Source organism: Pseudomonas sp. R9.37 (assembly GCF_963878885.1).
Classification (GTDB): Bacteria; Pseudomonadota; Gammaproteobacteria; order Pseudomonadales; family Pseudomonadaceae; genus Aquipseudomonas.
The window spans coordinates 219,268-242,317 of record NZ_CAWNZA010000002.1; the positions used below are offsets into that span (position 1 = coordinate 219,268).

Below are 23,050 nucleotides of genomic sequence, written 5' to 3' on the forward strand. Positions count from 1 at the left end.
CGTTTCTACCTCAGTTTCAGGGTGGCAAGGCCGACCAGTACCAGAATCACGGTGATGATCCAGAAACGGACAATCACGCGTGGCTCGGGCCAGCCCTTGAGTTCAAAGTGGTGGTGAATCGGCGCCATGCGGAACACGCGGCGCCCGGTCAATTTGAAGGAAGCCACCTGGATGACCACCGACAGGGTTTCCATCACGAACACACCGCCCATGATGAACAACACGATTTCCTGGCGAACGATCACCGCGATGGTGCCCAAGGCTGCGCCCAGCGCCAGCGCACCGACGTCGCCCATGAAGACTTGTGCCGGGTAGGTGTTGAACCATAAGAAACCCAGGCCGGCGCCGATCAGCGCGCCGCAGAACACAATCAGTTCACCCGCGCCCGGTACGTACGGGATCAGCAGGTATTCAGCGAATTTCACGTTACCCGACAGGTAGCAGAAGATGCCGAGCGCACCGCCGACCATCACCGTCGGCATGATCGCCAGGCCGTCGAGGCCGTCGGTCAGGTTGACCGCGTTGCTGGAGCCGACGATCACGAAGTAGGTCAGCACCACGAAGCCGATGCCCAGTGGAATGCTGGCGTCCTTGAGCATCGGAATGATCAAGGTGGTTTCAACTGCGCTTGGCGCGGTGGTGTAAAGGAAGATCGCGGCGGCAAGGCCGAATACCGACTGCCAGAAATACTTCCAGCGGCTTGGCAGCCCCTTGGAGTTTTTCTCGATCACTTTGCGGTAGTCATCGACCCAGCCGATGGCGCCGAACAACAAGGTCACCAACAGCACCACCCACACGTAGCGGTTATGCAGGTCGGCCCAGAGCAAGGTGCTGATGCCGATGGACGAGAGGATCAGCGCGCCGCCCATGGTCGGGGTGCCGGATTTGGACAGGTGCGACTGCGGGCCGTCATTGCGAACCGATTGACCAATTTGCAGGTTCTGCAGGGTGCGGATCATCCACGGCCCCAGGAACAGCGACAGAGACAGCGCGGTCAGCACACCCAGAATCCCGCGCAGGGTCAGGTACTGAAAGACCGCGAAGCCTTTGTGGAACTGTTGCAGATACTCAGCCAGCAGCAGCAGCATTAATGTTTCTCCGTACTTGAGCCACACAAGGCCGCGACGACGTTTTCCATCACCGCGCTGCGCGATCCCTTGATCAAAATGGTTGTGTGTTTGTCTTGTTCAGCCACGCCCAGCGCCTGGATCAGCTCGGCCTGGGTTGCGAAATGCCGCGCGCCGAGGCCGAAGGCGTCGACGGCGTGTGCCATGTTCGGGCCGACGGCATAGAGCGCGTCGACTTTCCCGCTGGCGTAGGCGCCGACTTCGCGGTGGCCTTGCTCTGCCCAGTCGCCCAATTCGCCGATATCACCCAGCACCAGAACCTTGCGCCCGGCAAAGCCCTTCAGCAGGTCAACAGCGGCATTAATGGAGGACGGGTTGGCGTTGTAGGTGTCGTCGATCACGCGCATGCCGTTGGTTGCCAGTTGCGCAACGGTGCGGCCCTTGACCGGCTGCACTGCGCCCAGGCCGGTAGCGATACCGAACAGCGACACACCCAGGGCATACGCGGCGGCGGCGGCGGCCAAGGCGTTGGCAACGTTGTGGTTGCCGAGCAGATTCAATTGCACGTGCTCGTCGCCTTGCGGGGTGTGCAAGGTGAAGGACGGGCAGCCTCGGGCGTCAACGGTGATGTGGGAGGCGTAAAAATCAGCGGCGGCATTGGCCACGGCAAACGTCAGCACCTTGCGACCGGCGGCACGTACACGCCAGGTGTCGAAGGCCTTGTCGTCGAGGTTCAATACTGCGGTGCCGGATGCATCGAGGCCTTCAAGGATTTCGCCCTTGGCTTCGACGATTTTCTCTGGGCCACCGAACTCGCCAACGTGGGCGGTGCCGGCATTGTTGATGATCGCCACGTGAGGCTTGGTCAGCGCCACGGTGTAGGCGATTTCGCCGATGCGCGACGCGCCCAGCTCGATCACTGCCGCCGTGTGTTCCGGGGCCAGCTCGAGCAGGGTCAGCGGCGCGCCGAAATCATTGTTCAAGTTGCCACGGGTGGCGAGCACCGGCCCGCGCGTACGCAGGACACCGGCGAGCAGTTCCTTGACCGTGGTTTTGCCGCTGGAGCCGGTGATGGCTGCAACCGGTTTATCGAAGGCGGCGCGGTTCAATGCACCCAACTGGCCCAAGGCCAAACGGGTATCTGCAACCCGCAATTGCGGCAGGGTGGAATCGGTCACTTCACGCTGCACCAACGCACCCACGGCACCTTTGGCGGCGACGTCGTTCAGGTAGTCGTGACCATCAAAACGCGGGCCGGCCAAGGCGACAAACAATTGCCCAGGCTTGATGTTACGGCTGTCGATACTGACGCCGTCGAAGCTGCAATCGCTCGACACTAAGCGGGCCGACAGGGCCTGGGTCAGTTCGCTGAACGTCATCGCTTTAAGCATGGGCGACCTCCCAGGCGGTCAAGGCATGATCGGCCTCGACCAGATCGGAGAAGGCACGGCGCTCGCCGTTGATTTCCTGATAGTCCTCGTGGCCTTTGCCGGCCAGCACCACCACGTCGTCAGCACTGGCGCTGGCGATCAACTGGGCAATGGCGGCGCCGCGACCGGCCACGAAAGTAGCCTTGGACGCGTCTTTAAAGCCGACACGGATATCGTCGAAAATCTGGCTTGGGTCTTCGCTGCGCGGGTTGTCGTCGGTGACGAGCACGCCATCGGCGAGACGCTCGACGATCTCGGCCATCAACGGCCGTTTGCCGCGGTCACGATCGCCGCCGCAGCCGAACAGGCACAGCAACTTGCCCTTGGCGTGTGGGCGCAGGGCTTCGAGGACTTTTTCCAAAGCGTCCGGGGTGTGGGCGTAATCGACCACTACCAGCGGCTGCGAACCACCGCCCAAACGCTGCATGCGGCCGGCCGGGCCTTCGAGCTTGGGCAACACGCGCAGGATTTCATCCAGTGCGTAATCCAGGCCAAGCAACGCACCGATGGCAGCCAGCACGTTGCTCAGGTTGAAACGGCCGAGCAAGGTGCTGCGCAAGTGGTGCTCGCCCTGCGGCGTGACCAGCGTAGCGAGCACGCCTTCGTCATTGAATTGGGCTTCGCGGCAATACAGGTACGCGCTGGAGTCTTCAAGGCTGTAGGTGATCAAGCGCGATTCGCTGTCCTCGGCTGCCAACTGGCGGCCAAAAGCGTCATCAAGATTCACCACTCGGCATTTCAGGTCATTCCAGGCGAACAGCTTGGCCTTGGCAGCGGCGTACGCCTCCATGGTGCCGTGGTAGTCGAGGTGATCGCGGGACAGGTTGGTCATCACCGCCACATCGAAAGCCAGAGCGGTAACACGGCCCTGGTCCAGACCGTGTGAAGAGACTTCCATGGCAACCGCCTTGGCACCGGCCTTTTTCAGGTCGGCCAGGGTCGCTTGCACGGCAATCGGGTTTGGCGTGGTGTGCAGGCCGCTTTGCAGCGCGCCATAAAAACCGGTACCGAGCGTGCCGACAATGCCGCAGTGCTGCCCCAGCAGGTCAAGCGCCTGGGCGACCAATTGGGTCACGCTGGTCTTGCCGTTGGTGCCGGTCACGCCGATCAGGTTCAGTTGACGGCTTGGGTCGCCATAAAAGCGCCCGGCGATGTCCGAGAGCTGCGCAGCCAGGCCTTTGACCGGAATCAACGGTACGTCGGTGATCGGCAGCACGGTGGCGCCTTCCACTTCGTACGCCACGGCTGCCGCGCCACGTTGCAGGGCATCGGCGATGTGCGCACGGCCATCGAACTTGCCGCCAGGCACGGCCAGGAACAGGTCACCGGCGCGTACGTTACGGCTGTCCAGGCTCAACTCGCGAATCAGCAGATCGCGTCCGGCGTGGGCAAAAATCTTGTTCAAGCTAAGAGACATCAGCCGCGCCCTCCATTGGCTTTGGCAGCAGCGGCCGGTGGTCCGGCGTTCGCTTGTTGAGTCGGCGGCAGGTTGTCCGGCGTAATGTTCATCAGGCGCAGGGTGCCGGACATCACTTTGCTGAACACCGGCGCCGATACCAGGCCACCGAAGTAGCCGGCCTTGCTTGGCTCATCGATCACAACAACGATGGCGTAACGCGGATCGCTCATCGGGCCGAAGCCGGCGAACAGCGAGCGGTACGAGTTCTCGGCGTAGCCTTTGGTACCGACCGACGTTTTACGTGCGGTACCGGACTTGCCTGCCACGTGATACGCCGGCACCTGGGCACGGAACACGCCGCGCGGCGCTTCGATCACCTGTTGCAACATGCCTTGCATGGTCTTGGCGACGTTTTCCGGGATCACCTGGGTGGCTTTCGGGGCTTCGTCGACGTGGATCAGGCTCAGTGGAACCATGCGGCCATTGTTGGCCAATACAGAGAAAGCGTGAGCCAGCTGGATCGCGGTCACCGACAGGCCGTAGCCATAGGAAAGCGTGGCCGTCTCGGCCTTTTTCCAGTCGCGATAGTTCGGCAGGTTGCCCACGCGCTCGCCTGGGAAGTCCAGACCGGTGGGTTGGCCCAGGCCGATTTTCTGCGCCAGGTGATAGATGGTTTCGCCGCCGATATCGAAGGCGACTTTACTCATGCCGACGTTACTGGAGTTGATCAGAATACCTGTCAAATCCAGCACCGGACCTTCAGTGCGGGACACGTCACGAATGGTGTATTTGCCCAGCTGCAAGGTGCCTGGGTAAACCTCGACTTTGTCGCTCGGCTTCCAGCGCCCGGTTTCCAGGGCCGCACTCATGGAGATGGCTTTCATGGTCGAACCCGGCTCGAACACGTCGATCATTGCGCGGTTACGCATCATCGCCGGTTGCAGGTTGCGACGGTTGTTCGGGTTGTAGGTCGGCTGGTTGACCATGGCGAGGATCTCGCCGGTCTTCACGTCCATGATCACCAGGCTGCCGGCCTTGGCGCCGTTCTCGATGATCGCGTTGCGCAGCTCGCGGTTGGCCAGGTATTGCAGGCGCAGGTCAATCGACAACGCCAAGGGCTTACCGGCCTTGGCGTTTTTGGTGACCTGGACATCCTTGATCAGTCTGCCGCGTCGATCCTTGATGACCTGCCGTTTGCCGGGAACCCCAGCCAGCCATTCGTCGTAGGCCAGTTCCACGCCTTCACGGCCGTGGTCATCGATGTCGGTGAAGCCAACCATGTGCGCGGTGGTTTCACCGGCCGGGTAGAAACGACGAAACTCCTCGATGCCATAGACACCGGGGACTTTAAGGTCGAGCACCTGCTGGCCCTGTTCAGGGGTCAGCCCGCGAACCAGGTAGATGAATTCTTTATTGGCCTGGGCTTCCAGGCGCTCGGACAAGGCTTTTGGGTCCTGACCCAGGGCGGCGGCCAGTTCGGGCCACTTGTCCTTGGCGACCTGCAATTCCTTGGCGTTGGCCCACAAGGTGGTTACCGGGGTACTGACGGCCAGAGGCTCGCCATTACGGTCGGTGATCAGACCGCGGTGCGCAGGAATCGGGATATGCCGCAGGCTCCGGGCATCGCCCTGGCCGATCAGGAAGTCACGGTCAACCACTTGCAGGTCGATGATCCGCCAGGCAATCGCGCCCACCATCAATGCCAGCAGACCCAGCATCAGGCGGAAGCGCCAAGGGTAGAGTGCGCCTTCAAGTTTCATCATGGCGCCACCATCCGAACTTCGGCCGCGCCCGGAATGTGCATTTTCAACTGCTCGGTCGCCAGCACTTCGATGCGGCTATGTGCAGTCCAGGTGCTTTGTTCGAGGATCAACCGGCCCCACTCCGCCTGCGCTTTATCACGCACGCTCAATTCCCCGTAAAGGGTATTGAGCAATTGGCGGTTGTAGTGGGCGCTGTAGGACACCGCAATCGCGGACACCAGCACGCCGATAAACAGCAGCAACATAAAGAAGCTGCCGCCCGGAAGGGGCTTGGCGAAAAGCTTGCTCACCGCAACTTCTCCGCAACGCGCATGACGGCGCTACGGGAACGAGGGTTGGCCTTGAGTTCGGCTTCGGAAGCGAACTGCGCTTTGCCATGGATTTTGATTTTCGGCACAAAGGCTTCGAAACGCACCGGCAGGTTGCGCGGCAGGTTATCGGACTCGCCCTTGACCAGACGACGCATGAACAATTTGACGATGCGGTCTTCCAGGGAGTGGAAGCTGATCACCACCAGGCGACCGCCCACTTCCAAGGCTTCCAGCGCGGCTTCGAGACCGGCTTCCAGATCGCCCAATTCGTTGTTGACATGAATGCGCAGGCCCTGGAACGCACGGGTCGCCGGGTTCTTGCCCTTTTCCCAGGCAGGGTTGGCGACTTTGAGCACTTCGGCCAGGTCAGCGGTACGTTCGAACGGCTGGATTTCACGGCGTTCGACCACAGCGCGGGCCATGCGCCCGGCGAAGCGTTCTTCACCGTATTCCTTGAACACGCGGGCAATTTCTTCCACCGGCGCGGTGGCGATGAACTGCGCGGCACTGACACCACGGGTGGGGTCCATGCGCATGTCGAGCGGGCCGTCGTTCATGAAACTGAAGCCGCGCTCCGGGTCATCGAGCTGCGGCGAAGACACGCCCAGATCGAGCAAAACCCCGGCCACCTTGCCTGCCATGCCGCGCTCGGCGACTTCGGCACCCAGCTCGGCAAAGCTGCGCTGCACAACGACAAAGCGGCCGTCTTCGGCCGCTAGCGCTTGCCCGGTGGCAATCGCTTGAGGGTCTTTGTCGAACCCGAGGAGCTTACCGTCGGACCCGAGCTGGCTGAGTATCAACCGACTGTGCCCGCCCCGGCCGAAAGTGCCATCCAGATAGCAGCCATCCGCGCGTACGGCGAGAGCCTCAACGGCTTCGTCAAGCAGTACGGTGATGTGGTTAAAGCCGCTATCAATAGTCACAGGATCAAATCACGCAGTTCATCAGGCATCGCGCCCGGTTGTTGAATAGCAGCCAGGTCCGCTGCAGAAACAGCATCCCAGGCATCTTCGTCCCACAATTGGAACTTGTTCAGTTGGCCCACCAGCATTGCGCGCTTATCCAGCTTGGCGTACTCGCGCAAACGCGGCGGCACCAGAAAACGCCCACTGCCATCGAGTTCGAGGTCGACGGCATTACCAATCAGCAAACGCTGCAGGCGGCGGTTTTCTTCACGCAATGAAGGCAGAGCGCGCAACTTGGTTTCGATCAACTCCCACTCATCGAGCGGGTAAACACACAAACAAGGGTCAACGGCATCAATCGTGATGATTAACTGGCCTGAACTTCGCGAAATGAGCTCGTCACGATACCGGCTCGGCATGGCGAGACGGCCTTTTGCATCGAGACTGATAGCGTTAGCTCCGCGAAACACAGATGCGTTTCTCCAAATTTTAGCGCTTTACGTTCAAAAAACCCACTTTGTGCCACTTTCCGCCACTTGCGCACACTATAGGAATGCGCCCACCACACCGTCAAGGCGCGGATTCAAGGAAAAGCCTTACAGAACGGAGATTTAGGAGTGTAAAAGGAGGAGAAACGCGAGTTCGGCGATGTTTTTGACTCAACAACCGCAAATAGCTCATGGAGCTATGGCTTAAAGTTAAAGTAATTTATTAAGAGTAAGATTTTTTTGGTATTACGAAGATGCATCTGCCAATGATTTGGCAGGGAGGGATTCTTGCGTTACTACCGGGTTTCTGCACGAGATTCGGACAGAAGGAAAAAAGGTGGAGAGTCGATCTGTAAGCCGGGTTCTGTCTTGAACAGTCATTCGTCTACGATGGCCATCACTGGACATCTTTAGCAACCTACCCGGTCCCAGCGCGGGCCACGCCTTGGGACCCTATTTGGTCTTGCTCCAAGTGGGGTTTACCTAGCCACGAACTGTTGCCAGTCGTGCGGTGCGCTCTTACCGCACCTTTTCACCCTTACCGGCACCGAAGTGCTTAGGCGGTTATTTTCTGTGGCACTTTCCGTAGGCTCACGCCTCCCAGGCATTACCTGGCACTTCGCCCTATGGAGCCCGGACTTTCCTCCCCCCCCTAATTTTCATAGAAGGCAGCGACTGTCCAATCGACTCTCCGCCGCGCAGGTTAACGGCACGGCGGGCTGAGGACAAGTATTAAAAGCGCAGCAATGCCATCACGTTCGGACGGAATGCCGGTTCGCCCCCGGAACTATTCGGCTTTCTGTTTATCCAGCGCGACCTGATACAGCACATTCTTGCGCACGCCGGTAATTTCAGCGGCCAGCGCTGCAGCGCGCTTGAGGGGCATTTCCTTGAGCAGCAGATCGAGAATGCGCATGGCCTCGCTGCCCACAGCATCCTCATCCTCCGGCGCCGCCCAACCGGCCACCAGCACCACACACTCGCCACGCTGTTGATTGCTGTCGCCTTCGACGAAGGCACGCAACGCTTCCAACGGCAGGCCCTTGAGGGTTTCGAACGTCTTGGTCAGCTCACGCGCCAGCAGCGCAAGGCGCTCGCCGCCAAACACCAGTTCCATGTCTTGCAGGCATTCAAGGATGCGGTGCGGGGCTTCATAGAAGATCAACGTACGCGGTTCTTCCTTGAGTGCCTGAAGCCGCGCGCGGCGCCCAACGGTCTTGGCCGGCAGGAAGCCCTCAAAGATAAAACGATCCGACGGCAACCCGGCAGCCGATAATGCAGCAATCAGCGCGCACGCTCCCGGAACAGGCACTACATTGATACCAGCGGCTCGCGCCTGGCGGACCAAGTGGTAGCCGGGATCGGAAATCAGCGGCGTACCGGCATCGGAGATCAGCGCCACATCGTCGCCGGCCAGCAGGCGCGTGATAAAACGGCTGCCTTCTTCGCGTTCGTTATGTTCGTGGCAGGCGGCCAAGGGCGTGCTGATACCAAAATGCTGCATCAACCGCTGGGAATGCCGTGTGTCTTCCGCCGCGATCAATTTTACGTCGCGCAACACTTTCAGCGCCCGGGCACTGATGTCGTCCAGGTTGCCAATGGGCGTCGCCACGACAAAAAGCGAGCCTGCAGTGGAATTCAAAGGACCTGGAGCAGTCAAAACGCACACCTCGATGGTTGGGAAAAGTCGCATTGTAGCGCGTAGGCGCCTCGATAATATGCCCTCAAGGTCGGCCTTCGATGGCTGTTGGCAGCATTTGCACGACCTAAATCGACGGTTTCACGCCAGTAACATCGCGCCTGGGCCAGTGCTTGGGTACAATTCCACGCTAATTTGATCGGTATCAGGAACACTTACATGATCGCTTGCCTGCGGCTGCTCTCCGCCCTCTGCCTCGCTGCCTTATTGGCTGCCTGCGCCAGCTCGCCCTCGTCCAGCCTTGGCGACCTCCCCCGGACCCCGGATGCCAGTATCGAGCAACTGCTCGAACAGGCTACCTCCGCCAACACGCCAGAAAAGGCCGCGATGCTGCGCCTGAGTGCGGCTGACCTGGCCTACCACCAGAACAACCCTGGGCGTTCGTCGCAGATTCTCGCGCAGGTGCCCCTGGATGTCCTGAAGCCGGCCGCGCAAGTGTTTGCCAGCACCCTGGCCGCCGAACTGGCCATGGCGCGCAATCAGCCCAAGGCTGCATTGGCAGCCCTGAACCATCCCAGCCTGCAGAGCCTGAAGGAGCTGCCGACCGATCAGCAGATCCGCACCGGCACCGTACATGCCCGCGCCTATGAGGCCGATGGGCAGACCCTGGCCGCCGCGCGTGAGCGTGTCGCCATGGCTGCGCTGCTGACGGGCGACGCTGCCAACAGCAACCACGAAGCCATCTGGGCGCTGATTGCCGCGCTGCCGGCTGACCAGTTGCAAGCCAGCGGTAACCCGACGCTTGATGGCTGGATCAGCCTGGCCAAAGCCGTCAAAGGCGCCGGCACCCTGGAGCAACAACAAGCCGCGATCGACACATGGCGCGCGCAGAACCCTGGGCACCCGGCCGCAGTGCAACTGCCGACGCCGCTGACCAAGCTCAAGGAACTGGCCAGCCAGCCGCTGAACAAGATCGCCCTGCTACTGCCGCAGGACGGTCCGCTGGCTGCGGTCGGCAAGGCGCTGCGCGAAGGCTTCATGGCGGCTCACTACCAGGCCGAACAAGCCGGGCAGAAACCGCCGGTCATCGAGTTCTATGACAGCTCGCGCCTGACCTCCCTCGACGACTTCTATGCCAAGGCCCAGGCCGCCGGCGTACAACTGGTCGTCGGCCCGCTGGAAAAACCGCTGGTCAAACAACTCGCAGCTCGCCCGCAACTGCCGATCACGACGCTGGCGCTGAACTACAGCGAATTGAATGAAAACCCGCCACAGCTGTTCCAGTTCGGCCTGGCCGCTGAAGACGAAGCCCGCGAAGTCTCGCGCCGTGCCCGCGCCGACGGCTTGCACCGCGCCGCCGCCATGGTGCCGCGTGGCGAATGGGGTGAGCGTGTCTACAAAGCCTTCCGCCAGGATTGGGAAGCCAATGGCGGCACCGTCGTCGGCGTCGAGTACGTTGACCAGCCGGTCGCCCTCGCCCAGCAGATTGCCGACCTGTTCCAGCTGCGCAAAAGCGAAGGTCGCGCCAAGAGCCTGCAAAGCGCCGTTGGCACTGACGTAGCGGCGCAACCGTCGCGCCGCCAGGACATCGAGTTCATCTTCCTGGCTGTAACGCCGCAATTGGCCCAGCAGATCAAGCCGACCCTGAACTTCCAGTACGCCGGCGACGTGCCTGTGTATGCGACGTCCCATGTGTTCAGCGCCAGCGGCGACAAGAACCAGTACCTGGACATGACCAACGTCATGTTCTGCGAAACCCCTTGGCTGCTCAACACCACCGACCCGCTGCGCAACCAGGTTGCCGCGCAATGGCCACAAGCCAATGGCAGCCTGGGCCGCCTGTACGCGATGGGCGCCGACGCCTACCGCCTGGCACCGCGCCTGGGTCAACTCAAGGCGCTGCCGGATACGCGCGTCGACGGCCTCTCGGGCAGCCTGGGCATCAGCGCCAACCAGCGTGTCGACCGCCAGATGCCGTGGGCGAAATTCGTTGGTGGCGACATCCAGCGCCTGCCGGACACCTCGCGCTGATGCCCGAGCGGTCCAGCGCACAAAGCGGCAAGGATGCCGAACTTCAAGCCCTCCAGTATCTGCAACAACAGGGTCTGCGCCTTCTGGCGCAGAACTGGTTGTGTAAACGCGGTGAGCTTGATCTGGTCATGCTTGACGGCGATACAGTAGTATTCGTCGAAGTCCGCTACAGAAAACACGCACAATGGGGTGGCGCGCTCGCCAGTATCGACGGGCGCAAGCGTCAGAAGCTGATACTCGCCGCGCAGTTTTTCCTGCAAAAAGAGCATCGCTGGGCTGACTCCCCCTGCCGTTTCGATGTGGTTGCCATAGAAAGCACACCGTCTGGCCCCGCTGATCTGAATTGGCTTAAAGATGCCTTCGACAGCTGATTCACCGGACATCTTCACCACACACTTTTGCTCTTTGCTTTGCGGGCTGCACATTCCTGTGCCAAACAGCCGCGCTACTTAAGGTCACACAGATGGACATGCAATCCCGAATTCGCCAGCTTTTCCAGGCCAGCATCGACACCAAGCAACAGGCGATGGACGTACTTGCACCGCACATCGAGCAAGCCAGTCAGGTCATGGTCAATGCCTTGCTCAACGAGGGCAAAATGCTTTCGTGCGGCAACGGCGGTTCGGCCGGTGATGCCCAGCACTTTTCCTCCGAGCTGCTCAACCGCTTCGAGCGCGAGCGCCCGAGCCTGCCGGCCATTGCCTTGACCACCGACACGTCGACGATCACCTCGATCGCCAACGACTACAGCTACAACGAAATCTTCTCCAAACAGATTCGCGCCCTGGGCCAACCCGGCGACGTGCTGCTGGCGATCTCCACCAGCGGCAACTCGGCGAACATTATTCAAGCGATCCAGGCCGCACATGATCGCGAAATGATTGTCGTAGCATTGACCGGTCGTGACGGCGGCGGCATGGCCTCGCTGCTGTTGCCGGAGGACGTTGAAATCCGCGTACCGGCCAATGTCACTGCACGCATTCAAGAAGTCCACCTGCTGGCGATCCACTGCCTGTGCGATCTGATCGACAGCCAACTGTTCGGGAGTGAAGAATGACCGTTAACCGCCTCAGCCTTTTGGCCATTACGCTGTGCCTTGCCATCAGCGGCTGCAGCACGGCAATCACCGCGACACGTGACACACCGATTCAGGATGACCGGGGCACACGTACTTTCGGCAGCACAATCGACGACTCGCTCATCGAAACCAAGGTCAAGGTCAACGTCGCCAAGGCCGCTACAGACTTGGGCAATGGTGCCTCGCGCATTGTGGTGACCAGCTTCAACGGCGTGGTACTGCTGGCCGGCCAGACGCCGCGTGCGGAGCTCAAGGCCCAGGCAGAACAAGCCGCCTCGTCGGTCCAGCGGGTCAAGAAGGTCCACAATGAACTGCAGGTCATGGACCCTATTACCCTGCTGGCCATCAGTAACGATGCGTTGCTGACCACCAAAATCAAGGCGCAGATGCTTACCGACAGCGCCGTGCCGGGCTCGCGCATCAAAGTCGTCACCGATAACGGCATCGTTTACCTGATGGGCCTGCTGACCCAGGCGGAAGCCACCCGCGCGTCCAACCTGGTTCAGGGTGTGTCCGGCGTACAGAAGATCGTAAAAGTGTTCGAATACATCGACTGATGTCATTCGCAGCCACAAAAAAGGGCGCCGTGCATTGACTGCACGGCGCCCTTTTTAGTGGCCTGTGTTTATTGGTACTGCTGGTACGGGTTGCCCTGGAACTGGTTGTTCTGCTGCGGCGCCTGTTGCTGTTGTTGCTGCTGACCCGGTTGGCCGTATTGCTGACCTGGGATCGGGCCGAGGTTGACCTCTACGCGACGGTTTTGCGCACGGCCATTCACGTCGGCGTTGCTGGCAATCGGATTATCCGGGCCGGCACCACGCGCACTCAGGTTGGTCGGGCTCACGCCCTGCGACGTCAGGTAGTTGGCCACGCTCTGTGCACGACGCTGGGACAGGTCCATGTTCAACTGGCGGCTGCCGGTACTGTCGGTGTAGCCGACAATCTGGATGGTGTTCTGGTTGAACTGCTTCAGCGAGTTCGCCAGGTTGTTCAGTGGCGTATAGAAGCTGCTGGCAATCGCGTCCGAGTTGGTGGCAAAGGTAATGTTACCCGGCATGATCAACTTGATCTGGTCGCCCTGGCGCTGCACTTCAACACCGGTGTTGGCCATGCTTTCACGCAGTTTCTTTTCCTGCTGGTCGGCGTAGTAGCCGTAACCGGCGGCGCCGATACCGGCGATAGCACCACCGATCAGTGCACCCTTGCCACGGTTGTTATGGTCGATGGCTGCACCGGCCAATGCGCCAGCCAGCGCACCCAGGCCGCCATACTTGGCGGTTTTGCTGATACCGCCTTGCGAACCATCATTTGCCTGCCCCTGGCTGCCGTCATAAGGATTGGGCGAGGCGCAGCCGGACAACAGGGCTACGGCGGTGGCAACAACAAGAAGACGACGTGGAGTAAACATGAAGGGAGCTCCTACTTTTGCATTCTGTGGTGCAAAGGACATTGGCAATGGACCTGTGCCGGGTTTTGAACGCGACAAACGGTAAAAATTCCGTGGCCATCGCCCCTGCTGTGACAAAGGCTGGCCAGCATCACCGCTAAGCAAACCGTAGCAGACCCAGGCTGAACGCGAGCTGCGACGACGATTCTTTGTATAGAACAGCCTCACACCCTTGGTTATTCCCTACGCCCGCACAAACGGATTCTCACGCATCTCATCGCCCAACCGGGTGTCCGGCCCGTGCCCGGTAACCACCGTCGCGCCCTCATCCAGGGTGTACAAACGCTGCTTGATCGAACGCACGATAGTCGCCTGGTCCCCACCCCACAGGTCGGTCCGCCCTACGCCGCGCTTGAACAACGTGTCGCCGGCAATCAACAACTTGGCATCGGCAAACCAGAAGCTCATCGAACCTGGCGTATGCCCTGGCGTGTGCAAGGCCACGCCGCAACCACAGGCCAACGCCTCATCATCTTCCAACCAGCGATCCGGCGACGGCACCGGTGTATAAGGCACGCGAAACATCTGGCACTGCATTTCCAGGTTATCCCACAGGAATTTATCGTCCTTGTGCAGATGCAAAGTGGCGCCGGTTTTCTCTTTCAATTGGCCGGAAGCCAGGAAGTGATCGAGGTGCGCATGGGTATGGATGATGCTCACCACCTTGAGGCCCAACGCCTCCAGGCGAGCCAGGATCAGCTCGTGATTGCCGCCGGGGTCGACCACGATGGCTTTTTTGGTGATCGGGTCACCGATGATGGTGCAGTTGCACTGCAACGGGCCGACGGGGAAGGTTTCGCGAATCAGGGCTGGTAGCTGAGACATCAGAGCGAACTCGATCATTTGTAAGTCAGCGATTTTGGCACAAATGCGTTGCCCCCTACCCCAACAACCCCATCTCCTGCGCCCGCGCTACCGCCTGGGTTCGGCGCTCCACGCCCAGCTTGCTGTTGATATGGCTGGCGTGGGTTTTCACCGTGTGCAGGGAGATAAACAACTGGTTGCTGATCTCCTGGTTTGAGCAACCTTGGGCGATCAGTTGCAGCACTGCCAGCTCGCGGGTGCTGAGGGTTTCGTGCGTGGGCAGGGCCTCGGCGGCGGCAACCACCGGCAGCAGCGCCAACAGGCTTTGGTTCAACAACGCATGCGGGGTCTTGCCGAGTTGTTCGCGCATCCAGTCAGGGTAACGTTCCAACAGCCGCTGGAACGGTTGCAGTGCGCCACCAACGCCCGCCTCAAGCGCCTGGGCCACGATCGGCCGCGCCTTGGCTTCCTGGCCGCACTCCAGCCATACATGCGCCTGCTGGGTCAGGGCCATCAGGGCAATCATCTGGCGCCCGCTGTTATGCGCCTGCTGCGCCAGCTCTTCGAGGCGCTGCAGGGCCGCAGCCGGTTGATGGCGGATCGCATCGAGTGCGGCCTGCTGCAGCCCGATGTGTTGCGCCAGGTGCGGATGAAACTCCGGTGCGGCGGCGGCGTGCTCACCGTTATAGGTCTGCCCCAGGCGGGTCAGCCAGGCGTCGGCGAGGTCGGTGCGGCCTTGGGCCAGCCATAATTCGCATTTGATCAGGGTGATCATTGCCAGGTAATAGATCGGCGGCACGTCCCAGATATGCATCAAGCGCTCGGCTTCGGCAAGTTCGGCGAAGGCCTTGGCGAAATCACCGCGCCGCCCTTCGAAATTGGCGATCACACAATGCCCGATGAGTACGCTGATATCGCGGCAGGCGCGCGCTTCGCTCAGGCCGGCACGCAAGCGGGCAAGGCCAGCGTCAGACTGATAACGCACCAGCAGCAGGTAACCTTCGTACAGCGATAGCCGCGCGCGTACGGCGTACAGCCGTTGAGGCGCAAGGCCCTGCAGGCGTTGCAGTCCCTGGCGCACTTCGTCCAGAGAACGCAGAATTTCGCCGCGCGCCTGCAACACGCGCGCGCGGTCGTAATGGGCCAGGGCCTCGAACAGCGGGTTGCCGACGCGCTGCGCCAGCTCCAGGGATTCGCGATTCAGGCCACGCGCGCGCCACAGGTCGGCATCGACAATGGCCAGGTTGGACAGGGTCGACAGGCACATCAGACGCTGGCCATAGCGTTTGTGCGGCAGGCTTTCCAACGCCTCGCTGCAATAACGCTGGGTCAACTCACGATCACCTCGCCCGCGGGCGATGATCCCGCTCAGCGCCAGCCATTGGGCCAGCATCGACTTTTGCGCAGTGGCCGACGGCGCCGGCAGGAAGCGACTGAGGTAGCCTGACAATTCTTCTGCCGCATCCAACTGGCACGCCAACCCCAGCGCCCAACTGTAGAGCACGATCAAGCGCGGCGTGCTGATCAGCAGGCTGTCGGGCAAGTCCATCTTCCAGCGCAGCAGCATGCCCACATTCTGCTCGGCCAGCAGTTGCTCCTCTGACAGGTTCTGCACCAGGTTTGCCGCCACATCGAGGTGGCCGGCGCGCAACGCCTGCTCCACGGCTTCGTCGATAAAACCCTGGGCGTTGAACCATCGACAGGCCCGCAAGTGCAGGCTGGCAATCGGCAAGGTGGCATTGCTCACGCGGCGCGTGCGCAGCAAATCGGAAAACAAATGGTGGTAACGGTACCAGTGGCCCTGTTCATCCAGCGGCACCAGAAACACCTGATGGGCCTGCAAATAGCGCAGGATTTCCGCGCTGTCGTGGGCCTCGCGCACAGCGTCGCACAGCTCGCTGCAGAAACGATCCTGAGGCGCCGTGTCGTACAGGAACGCCTGCACTTCAACCGGCAGGCAGTCGATGACCTCTTCGAGCAGGTAATCACGAATCAGCCCTTCGCCACCGTGCAAGCTGTGCGGCAACGCGCTTTCATTGCCCGCTTCGGCGATTGCCAATAGCCAGAAACGCAGGCCGGCGACCCACCCTTCACTGCGCCGGATCAAGTTGTCCAGCGCCTCGCCGCGCAACGAACTGCTGTGCCGATCCAGCACGGCCAGCGATTCGTCGTGGGTCAGGCGCAGGTCCTGTTCGTGCAGCTCCAGCAGGTGCCGGGACAGCCGCAGGCGCGCCAGGTGCCAGTCGGGACGTTGGCGACTGGTGACCATGACCACCAGCCCATCGGGTAAATGATTCAAGAAAAACTGCAGGCAACGATCCAGCACCGGGCCCTGAGCCAGATGGTAGTCATCCAGCACCAGCAACAAGGGCGCGCGCGTGGACAAGTGCAACGTCAGCTCATCGAGCAGGCCGTCGAGCCATTCTTCAAAGGCAAAGGGTTGGTGACGCTGGCGCATCTTCAGCAGGCCCAGGGATTGGGCGCCGAGTTGCGGGAAATACTGCTGCAAACCGTCGAGCAGGCGCTCGAGGAAACGGCCCGGGTCGTTATCGCGTGGGCTCAGGCCCAGCCACAGGCTTTGCCAATGCGCCGGCAAACTCTGGCAGAACTCCACCGCCAGCGAACTCTTGCCGAACCCCGCCGGAGCGCTGACCAGTAGCAATCGCCCCTCTAGGCCAGCACTCAGCCGTTCGCACAGGCGCGGGCGCAGCACATAGCCGTCAGGCAGAGGTGGCCTGTAGAAGCGCGCTTCCAGGGTCGGAATTACTGCGCTTGCAGGCCCTTGGATTCGGGACAGATCAGTCATCGCCGGGCTCTTGTAGAAGGCTGTTGTCGGCATTGCAGATGTCCGCAGACTAGCGGTAAAAGCGGCAGGGTTGTAGATCTTTGCAACATTTACCTGAAAAAGAACTACGACAAAAAATGTGGGAGCTGCCTTGCACAAGCCAGCTCCCACATTGTCGAGTGAGTGTTGCTTAGCGCACGCCATCCTGGCGCAGGGCCGCCGGGGTGAAGTCGCTGGTGGTGGCGGTAAAGCCGAAGTCATACGCCTGCTTCTCTTCGTTCTTCATGCCCAGGGCCAGGTAACGGCCGGACTGCAGGTCGTAGAGGGTTTCGAGGGCATACCACGGCACTTGTTTGTCGTAGTAGTTCTCAGCGTGAGCTTCAGCCACGCGCCACAATTGGCCACGGCCATCGTAGTGGTCGATCACAGCGGCTTGCCAGGTGTCTTCGTCGATGAAGAAGTCACGCTTGGCGTAGATGTGGCGCTGGCCTTCCTTCAAGGTTGCGACCACGTGCCAGACGCGACGCAGCTCATAACGTGCCAGGTCCTGGTTGATGTGGCCGGCCTTGATGATGTCGACATACTTGAGCTTCGGATCGTCGATCTTGTAGCTGTTGGAGGCGATGTAGATTTCTTTCTTGCCTTCCAGCTTCCAGTCGTAGCGGTCCGGTGCGCCGTTGTACATGTCGAGGTTGTCGGAGGTACGCAGGCCATCGGCGGCGGTGCCCGGCCCGTCATAGGACACTTGCGGCGCCCGGCGAACACGGCGTTGGCCGGCGTTATAGACCCACGCCGAACGCGGCTCCTTCACCTGGTCGAGGGTTTCGTGCACCAACAGCACACCACCGGCCAGACGTGCCGGCGCGGTCACTTGCTGCTTGAAGTAGAACAGCACGTTGCCCGGGTTTTTCGGGTCGTAGTCCTTCATCTTGTCGCGGAACACAAACTGATCGCGAAAGTACACCAGGCTGAACGAGCCGTTGGTTTGCGGCGTGGCCTGGGTGACCAGACGCGTCACGCTGCCGCCGCGATAGCGGGTGATGTGGTTCCAGATCACTTCCACGCCGCTTTTGGGGATCGGAAACGGAACCGCGGTTTCGAAATTTTCCAGGCCGTTGCCGCCAGACACGAGGTTGGTGTTGGTAGCGTTCTTCTTGATGGCGGCGAACACATCAGCCGGCACGGTGGCGCCGCGATGGGTCGGGTAGACCGGCATCTTGAAGGTGTCCGGGTAACGCTTGAACATCGCGTACTGCCCCGGCGCCAGCTTGTCTTTGTACTGCTCGACGTTCTGCGCGGTGATCGTGAACTGCGGCTGCTCGCTGGCATACGGGTTGGCGAGGAAACCACGGGCATCCACGGCGCCGGCATTGGTGGGCAGCGGCGACCATTTGGGGATGGTACCGGCCGCGTTACCGGCCATCTCTGCGCCCATCGGGGTCAGGGTCGTGCCCAGCTTGGCGGCTTCATCGGCCGAGACTGCCGCCATGACGCTACCCGCCATGATCGACAGCCCAAGCACACCCACGTGCAACAGACTTTTAGTTATTTTCATGTTCTGGCTCTTCCTGAAATGCATGCATCTGAAAAAGAAAGTCTTAGAAGTTCACGCCGGCGCTCAAGGCGATAAAGTCGCGATCATCCACCGTGGTGAACCGGCCACCAAAGAAGTTGGTGTAGTTCAGGCCGACGGTGTAGGTGTTCTGGTACTCGGCATCGACGCCCAGGCTGACGGCCTTGCGACCTTCTTCAAAGTTGCCGCCAGGGCCTGGCGAATAACCTTTGACGTCATGGGACCAGGCCACGTTGGGCTTGAGGTTCACACCGGCAAACACATCCGGGTATTCCCAGATCGCCCGGGCGCGATAACCCCAGGACGTCGCGGTGGTGTAGCCGTCGTTGTTGCAGTTGGTGTTCAGGCCGGATGCATTCGGCAGGCCCGCCCCCTGAGCGGTCGAATTGTTCAGCGCGTTGCAGAAACCACCCGGCAGCGTGCCAGGGCCGAACACCGGATCGCGGCCATAACGCGCAGTGTTTTTGCTTTCCAACCCGCCCACATGGGTCACGCCGATTTCGCCCACGGTGGTCAGGCGGGTCGCGCCCATCACCTGGTCAAAGAAGTGCGTGAAGGTGGTCTGGAACTGGGTCACTTCCTTGCGGTTGTAGCCGTGCAGATCCTGGCCCGGCGTGCCCTTGAGCACCGATGCATTTTCATAGCCCCGAATCGGCGTAACGCCCGCATACAGAATATCGGTGGTGCTCAGTTGTACCGGCGCGTTTGGCCGGTAGCTCAATTCACCACTCCAGGCGGTGCCGGTAGGCAGCGTGGTGGAGAAGCTCAGGCCATAGAGGCGGATATCTTCCGGGTACTCGACAAAGTACTGGGAACTGCCGGCCACGATCAACGGACGCAAAGCCGCCAGTTGCCCCAGCGGACGGGTGTAGGCCGAGTTTGGCGCGCCGGTGGCGCTGAAGATTGGCGCACGGCTGTGGTAGTTCATGAAGTACGCGCCGAACTCGGTGTCCAGCGGTTCGAAGTTGTAGTGCATGGCTACGCCGAACTGGCCGCTGTCCCGTGCATCACGGTCACCGCCACGTTTTACCAGCACGCCCTCATTGTTAACGTCCACACCCAGAGCATTCAATGTCGGCAAGGCCGCGCCAGGGATGGTGGAACGCTTGTTCAAGACCCGCAGGTTATTGCTGCAACCGTCGGCAATCACGTCTGGCTGGGAGAAGAACGTGCCGCAGTTATCCACCACGGTCTGGTCCCACTCCAACTGGTAGAACGCCTCTGCGGAGAGGTTGTCGGTGAGGGTCTGGGACACGTAGAACATGTTGACCGGAATCAAGCCTTCCTTGATCTCGGCGCCCGGACGACGGAATGCAGACACGTCGATCGGGTTGATCGAGTTGATACCGCCACCAATGAACGTACTTTCGCCCCAGCTCACTACCTGCTTGCCGAAGCGCACGCTGCCTGGCTCATCGGCAACGGTGTAGTTGTGATAAATGAACGCATCGAGGATCTGCCCGCCAGAGGACTTGGCGCCCTCTTTGCGGTTGTTGTTGCTGACATTCTTGAAGTCCAGGTCTTCGTTTTGCAGCGCGAAGTCATACCAGTATTTGCCACGCACAAAAATGCCGGTGTCGCCGTATTTCAATTCAAGGTCATGGATACCCTTGAAGATCTTCGAGAAGGAATCACCCTTGTTGAAGTTCAGGTGGCCGTCATCGGAGGTTTGCGAAAGCCCCTTGCCGCCGTTGTTGACACCAATCAGGTCTTTATTGCGACCCGCAGTCGACCAGCTCGCCCCCACCGACAGGGAGGAGTCAAAACTACCTTCGATTTCACCGATGTTGAAACTGACGCCGAATGCGGGCCCGGCGAGCGTAGAAGCGAGACTGACGGCCAGGGGCAGTCTTGCCCGGCGCCAGAACTGGTTTACTGAGGTCATCGACGCTACTCCATGTGCATTATTGTTATGGCAGTGAGTTCTTTCTTCTGGATGCATGTACCGGCCGGAATACAACGATTCCAATGCCAAACGGCAACCGAGCCCCCATGGCCCGAAGCGCAACATCCTTGAAAAACTCTGAGATGGACTATAGCCAGCAGGGGGTACCGCTTGATCCCTCTAAAGTGTGATTTGCATCACCAACCCGTCTGCCACAGTCCTTTCGCCACGCCGACGAAGGCCGGCGCGGCAAGGATGGCTGAAAATTGGCAAATCACAAGTGAAGGCTTGAGATAGAGCATTGCCGCGCCCGATCGGGCGCGGCGAGAGGCATCAGAGGGTGGACAGGAACGTGCTGTTATTGGCCTGCCATTCAATGATGTCGATACGGATACGTTTTTTGTCGAGCTTGCCGACACTGGTCTTGGGAATTTCAGTAACAACGGCAATCTGACTTGGAATCGCCCACTTGCTCAAATGGCCCAGTTCGACAAAAGGCTTGAGGTGTTCCTTGAGCTCGCGAGCACCTATCACTTGGCCATCATGCACCACCAGCAACGCAAACGGGCGCTCGCCCCACTGCGGGTCGGCGATGCCCACCACCGCTACTTCGCGTACCGCCGAGTGACGGCTGACCAGGTCTTCGAGGGCCAGGGAAGAGATCCACTCGCCACCGGTCTTGATCACATCCTTGATGCGGTCGCGAATGTCGATCACGCCAAATGCGTCCAGCGTGGCCACGTCGCCGGTGTGCATCCAGCCGCCCTCCCACAGCTCGGCGCCCTTTTGCGGCTCGTTGTAATAGCCTTCGGTCAGCCACGGTGCGCGCAGCACCAGCTCACCCTGGGACTCGCCGTCAGCGGGCAGGAAGTTGCCTTCGCTGTCGACAATCGCCGCTTCCACCAACGGCCCGGGCACGCCGGCCTTGATGCGGTAGGTGGTGCGCTCGTCCTCGGTGCCGGCCATCAGTTCTTCGTTGAGGTGGGCACACGACACCAACGGCCCGGTCTCGGACATGCCGTACGCGGCAGTCAGTTGAATACCGCGCGCCTTGGCGGCTTCATACAGCGTGCGATTGAGCGCGCTGCCGCCGATGACGATTTTCCAGCCGCCAAAATCCACGCCTTGCGCGGCCTTGGCGTTGAGCACCATTTGCAGGATGGTCGGCACGCAGTGGGAGAAAGTGACCTTTTCCTTGCGCCACAACTCCACCAGGTATTCCGGGTCGTAGCGGCCCGGATAGACCTGCTTCAAACCGAGCATGGTTGCCACGTACGGCAGGCCCCAGGCGTGCACGTGGAACATCGGCGTGATCGGCATGTACACGTCGTTGGTGCCCAGCAGGCGCACGCTGTCGACGCTGCCCATGATCGTCGCAACGCCCATGGTGTGCAGCACCAGTTGGCGGTGGGTGAAGTACACGCCTTTGGGGTTGCCGGTGGTGCCGGTGGTGTAGAAGGTGGTGGCGACGGAGTTTTCGTCGAAGTCCTGGAAGTCGTACGTGGGGCTGGCGGCCGCCAACAGGGTTTCGTACTCGCCGACCAGGTTGGGCAGCTCGGCGGTTTTTTCGTCGCCGTCGGTGAGCAGCAGCGTTTTGTCGACCGTGGTCAGGTGGCCGGCGATGGCCTGGTAAAGCCCCACGAACTCGCTGTTGACCAGCACGAAGCGGTCTTCGGCGTGGTTCATGGTGTAGAGAATCTGTTCGGGCGACAGGCGCACGTTGATGGTGTGGATTACCGCGCCGATCATCGGGATGGCGAACATGCATTCGAGGTAACGGTGGCTGTCCCAGTCCATCACGGCGACGGTGTCACCGGCCTTGACCCCGGCCTCGGTCAGCACATTGGCCAGGCGCGCAACGCGCTCGATGAGGGTGGGGTAGGTGTAACGCAGTTTGTCGCGGTAGATGATTTCCCGGGTTTTTTCGTAGCGGGTCCCCGACATCAGCAGGCGTTTGATCAACAGTGGGTATTGGTAAGCGCCTTCGGCGGGTGGGATAACACGGGTCTGCAACATACGAATCCCTTATCTGACTGCACGGTGTTGGCTTGAAGACCTGCACTTTAGAGGGCTTATGTGTCAGCTAAATCAGCCAAAGGAATGATTTGCAGAGGCCGATGAATGCTAGCTTTGCGCCACCATTTAGGTGATGTGTGAGTTCAGCGTGGGGGCCGGGATTGTTTGCGGCGAGGTGGTAGGGCTGGGACTTGGGGTGGTTGCAGGGCTGGGACCATATCCGTTATTTGGGTGATGGCGGGTATGGGTTCCGCCCTTACGGCGGGTCACTTTGGAAAAGCCCCAAAGTAACCAAAGGGCTCTTGCCCCACCACTCGGCACCTCGCCTGGGCTCGGTGTGCCCTCACTCCGGCTTGAATCCGTGGGCCGCCGTGACGGGCCATCCATGGCCCAACACGGCTAACCCGGCGTCCTGCCGGGTTACCCACG

18 protein-coding genes and 1 other RNA gene are annotated in these 23,050 nt (G+C 60.6%); 4 read left to right on the forward strand and 15 right to left on the reverse strand.

Going from position 1 to position 23,050, the window contains the following annotated elements:
* Positions 1 to 5: 5 nt before the first annotated feature.
* The 9 genes from mraY to rsmI form a co-directional block, all read right to left on the reverse strand.
* The gene (gene mraY / locus AACU78_RS02035) at positions 6 to 1,088 is read right to left on the reverse strand and encodes a phospho-N-acetylmuramoyl-pentapeptide-transferase (protein WP_003171875.1); all 1,083 of its coding nucleotides are present in this window, start codon (positions 1,086 to 1,088) and stop codon (positions 6 to 8) included.
* Positions 1,088 to 2,458 carry a UDP-N-acetylmuramoyl-tripeptide--D-alanyl-D-alanine ligase gene (locus AACU78_RS02040; protein ID WP_106579567.1) on the reverse strand — a complete coding sequence of 457 codons (1,371 nt, stop codon included), beginning with the start codon at positions 2,456 to 2,458 and terminating at the stop codon, positions 1,088 to 1,090. The genes mraY and AACU78_RS02040 overlap by 1 nt, the downstream gene beginning before the upstream one ends.
* On the reverse strand, positions 2,451 to 3,914 hold the full coding sequence (locus AACU78_RS02045; RefSeq protein ID WP_106579568.1) for a UDP-N-acetylmuramoyl-L-alanyl-D-glutamate--2,6-diaminopimelate ligase: 1,464 nt from the start codon (positions 3,912 to 3,914) through the stop codon (positions 2,451 to 2,453). Before AACU78_RS02045 ends, AACU78_RS02040 begins: the two co-directional genes overlap by 8 nt.
* On the reverse strand, positions 3,914 to 5,656 hold the full coding sequence (locus AACU78_RS02050) for a peptidoglycan D,D-transpeptidase FtsI family protein (protein WP_164487968.1): 1,743 nt from the start codon (positions 5,654 to 5,656) through the stop codon (positions 3,914 to 3,916). The genes AACU78_RS02045 and AACU78_RS02050 overlap by 1 nt, the downstream gene beginning before the upstream one ends.
* On the reverse strand, positions 5,656 to 5,949 hold the full coding sequence (gene ftsL, locus AACU78_RS02055; protein ID WP_016974244.1) for a cell division protein FtsL: 294 nt from the start codon (positions 5,947 to 5,949) through the stop codon (positions 5,656 to 5,658). The genes AACU78_RS02050 and ftsL overlap by 1 nt, the downstream gene beginning before the upstream one ends.
* Positions 5,946 to 6,893, reverse strand: a complete 948-nt coding sequence (gene rsmH / locus AACU78_RS02060) for a 16S rRNA (cytosine(1402)-N(4))-methyltransferase RsmH (protein ID WP_012722289.1) — start codon at positions 6,891 to 6,893, stop codon at positions 5,946 to 5,948. Before rsmH ends, ftsL begins: the two co-directional genes overlap by 4 nt.
* Positions 6,890 to 7,345, reverse strand: a complete 456-nt coding sequence (mraZ, locus tag AACU78_RS02065; RefSeq protein ID WP_003171868.1) for a division/cell wall cluster transcriptional repressor MraZ — start codon at positions 7,343 to 7,345, stop codon at positions 6,890 to 6,892. The genes rsmH and mraZ overlap by 4 nt, the downstream gene beginning before the upstream one ends.
* Before the next feature lie 355 nt (positions 7,346 to 7,700).
* An RNA gene (gene rnpB / locus AACU78_RS02070) (RNase P RNA component class A) lies at positions 7,701 to 8,054 on the reverse strand.
* 96 nt (positions 8,055 to 8,150) lie between these two features.
* Positions 8,151 to 9,056, reverse strand: coding sequence for a 16S rRNA (cytidine(1402)-2'-O)-methyltransferase (rsmI, locus tag AACU78_RS02075; protein ID WP_164487909.1), 906 nt, complete (start codon positions 9,054 to 9,056; stop codon positions 8,151 to 8,153).
* A gap of 165 nt (positions 9,057 to 9,221) precedes the next feature.
* Here rsmI and AACU78_RS02080 point away from each other — a divergent pair, with 165 nt between their 5' ends.
* The 4 genes from AACU78_RS02080 (at position 9,222) to AACU78_RS02095 (ending at position 12,668) form a co-directional block, all read left to right on the forward strand.
* Positions 9,222 to 11,033 carry a penicillin-binding protein activator gene (locus AACU78_RS02080; RefSeq protein ID WP_106579570.1) on the forward strand — a complete coding sequence of 604 codons (1,812 nt, stop codon included), beginning with the start codon at positions 9,222 to 9,224 and terminating at the stop codon, positions 11,031 to 11,033.
* The gene (locus tag AACU78_RS02085; RefSeq protein WP_106579571.1) at positions 11,033 to 11,404 is read left to right on the forward strand and encodes a YraN family protein; all 372 of its coding nucleotides are present in this window, start codon (positions 11,033 to 11,035) and stop codon (positions 11,402 to 11,404) included. Before AACU78_RS02080 ends, AACU78_RS02085 begins: the two co-directional genes overlap by 1 nt.
* 92 nt (positions 11,405 to 11,496) lie before the next feature.
* Positions 11,497 to 12,090 (forward strand): phosphoheptose isomerase, encoded by a 594-nt coding sequence (locus AACU78_RS02090; RefSeq protein ID WP_003216190.1) that lies wholly within the window; start codon positions 11,497 to 11,499, stop codon positions 12,088 to 12,090.
* Positions 12,087 to 12,668, forward strand: a complete 582-nt coding sequence (locus tag AACU78_RS02095; RefSeq protein ID WP_106579572.1) for a BON domain-containing protein — start codon at positions 12,087 to 12,089, stop codon at positions 12,666 to 12,668. Before AACU78_RS02090 ends, AACU78_RS02095 begins: the two co-directional genes overlap by 4 nt.
* 68 nt (positions 12,669 to 12,736) lie before the next feature.
* Here the strand turns inward: AACU78_RS02095 and AACU78_RS02100 are convergent, their stop codons facing one another.
* From AACU78_RS02100 to AACU78_RS02125, 6 genes are all read right to left on the reverse strand, one after another.
* On the reverse strand, positions 12,737 to 13,519 hold the full coding sequence (locus AACU78_RS02100) for an OmpA family protein (protein WP_106579573.1): 783 nt from the start codon (positions 13,517 to 13,519) through the stop codon (positions 12,737 to 12,739).
* Positions 13,520 to 13,741: 222 nt separating this feature from the next.
* The gene (locus AACU78_RS02105; RefSeq protein WP_106579585.1) at positions 13,742 to 14,383 is read right to left on the reverse strand and encodes an MBL fold metallo-hydrolase; all 642 of its coding nucleotides are present in this window, start codon (positions 14,381 to 14,383) and stop codon (positions 13,742 to 13,744) included.
* Between the two features lie 55 nt (positions 14,384 to 14,438).
* Complete coding sequence (locus AACU78_RS02110) at positions 14,439 to 17,168, reverse strand: LuxR C-terminal-related transcriptional regulator (RefSeq protein WP_106579574.1); 2,730 nt, start codon at positions 17,166 to 17,168, stop codon at positions 14,439 to 14,441.
* A gap of 169 nt (positions 17,169 to 17,337) precedes the next feature.
* Entirely contained in the window at positions 17,338 to 18,702 is a 1,365-nt protein-coding gene (locus tag AACU78_RS02115) for a DUF1329 domain-containing protein (protein WP_106579575.1), read from the reverse strand.
* A 43-nt stretch (positions 18,703 to 18,745) separates the two neighbouring features.
* Entirely contained in the window at positions 18,746 to 20,605 is a 1,860-nt protein-coding gene (locus AACU78_RS02120; protein WP_106579576.1) for a DUF1302 domain-containing protein, read from the reverse strand.
* 333 nt (positions 20,606 to 20,938) lie between these two features.
* On the reverse strand, positions 20,939 to 22,621 hold the full coding sequence (locus AACU78_RS02125) for a fatty acid--CoA ligase (RefSeq protein ID WP_106579577.1): 1,683 nt from the start codon (positions 22,619 to 22,621) through the stop codon (positions 20,939 to 20,941).
* Positions 22,622 to 23,050: the final 429 nt, after the last annotated feature.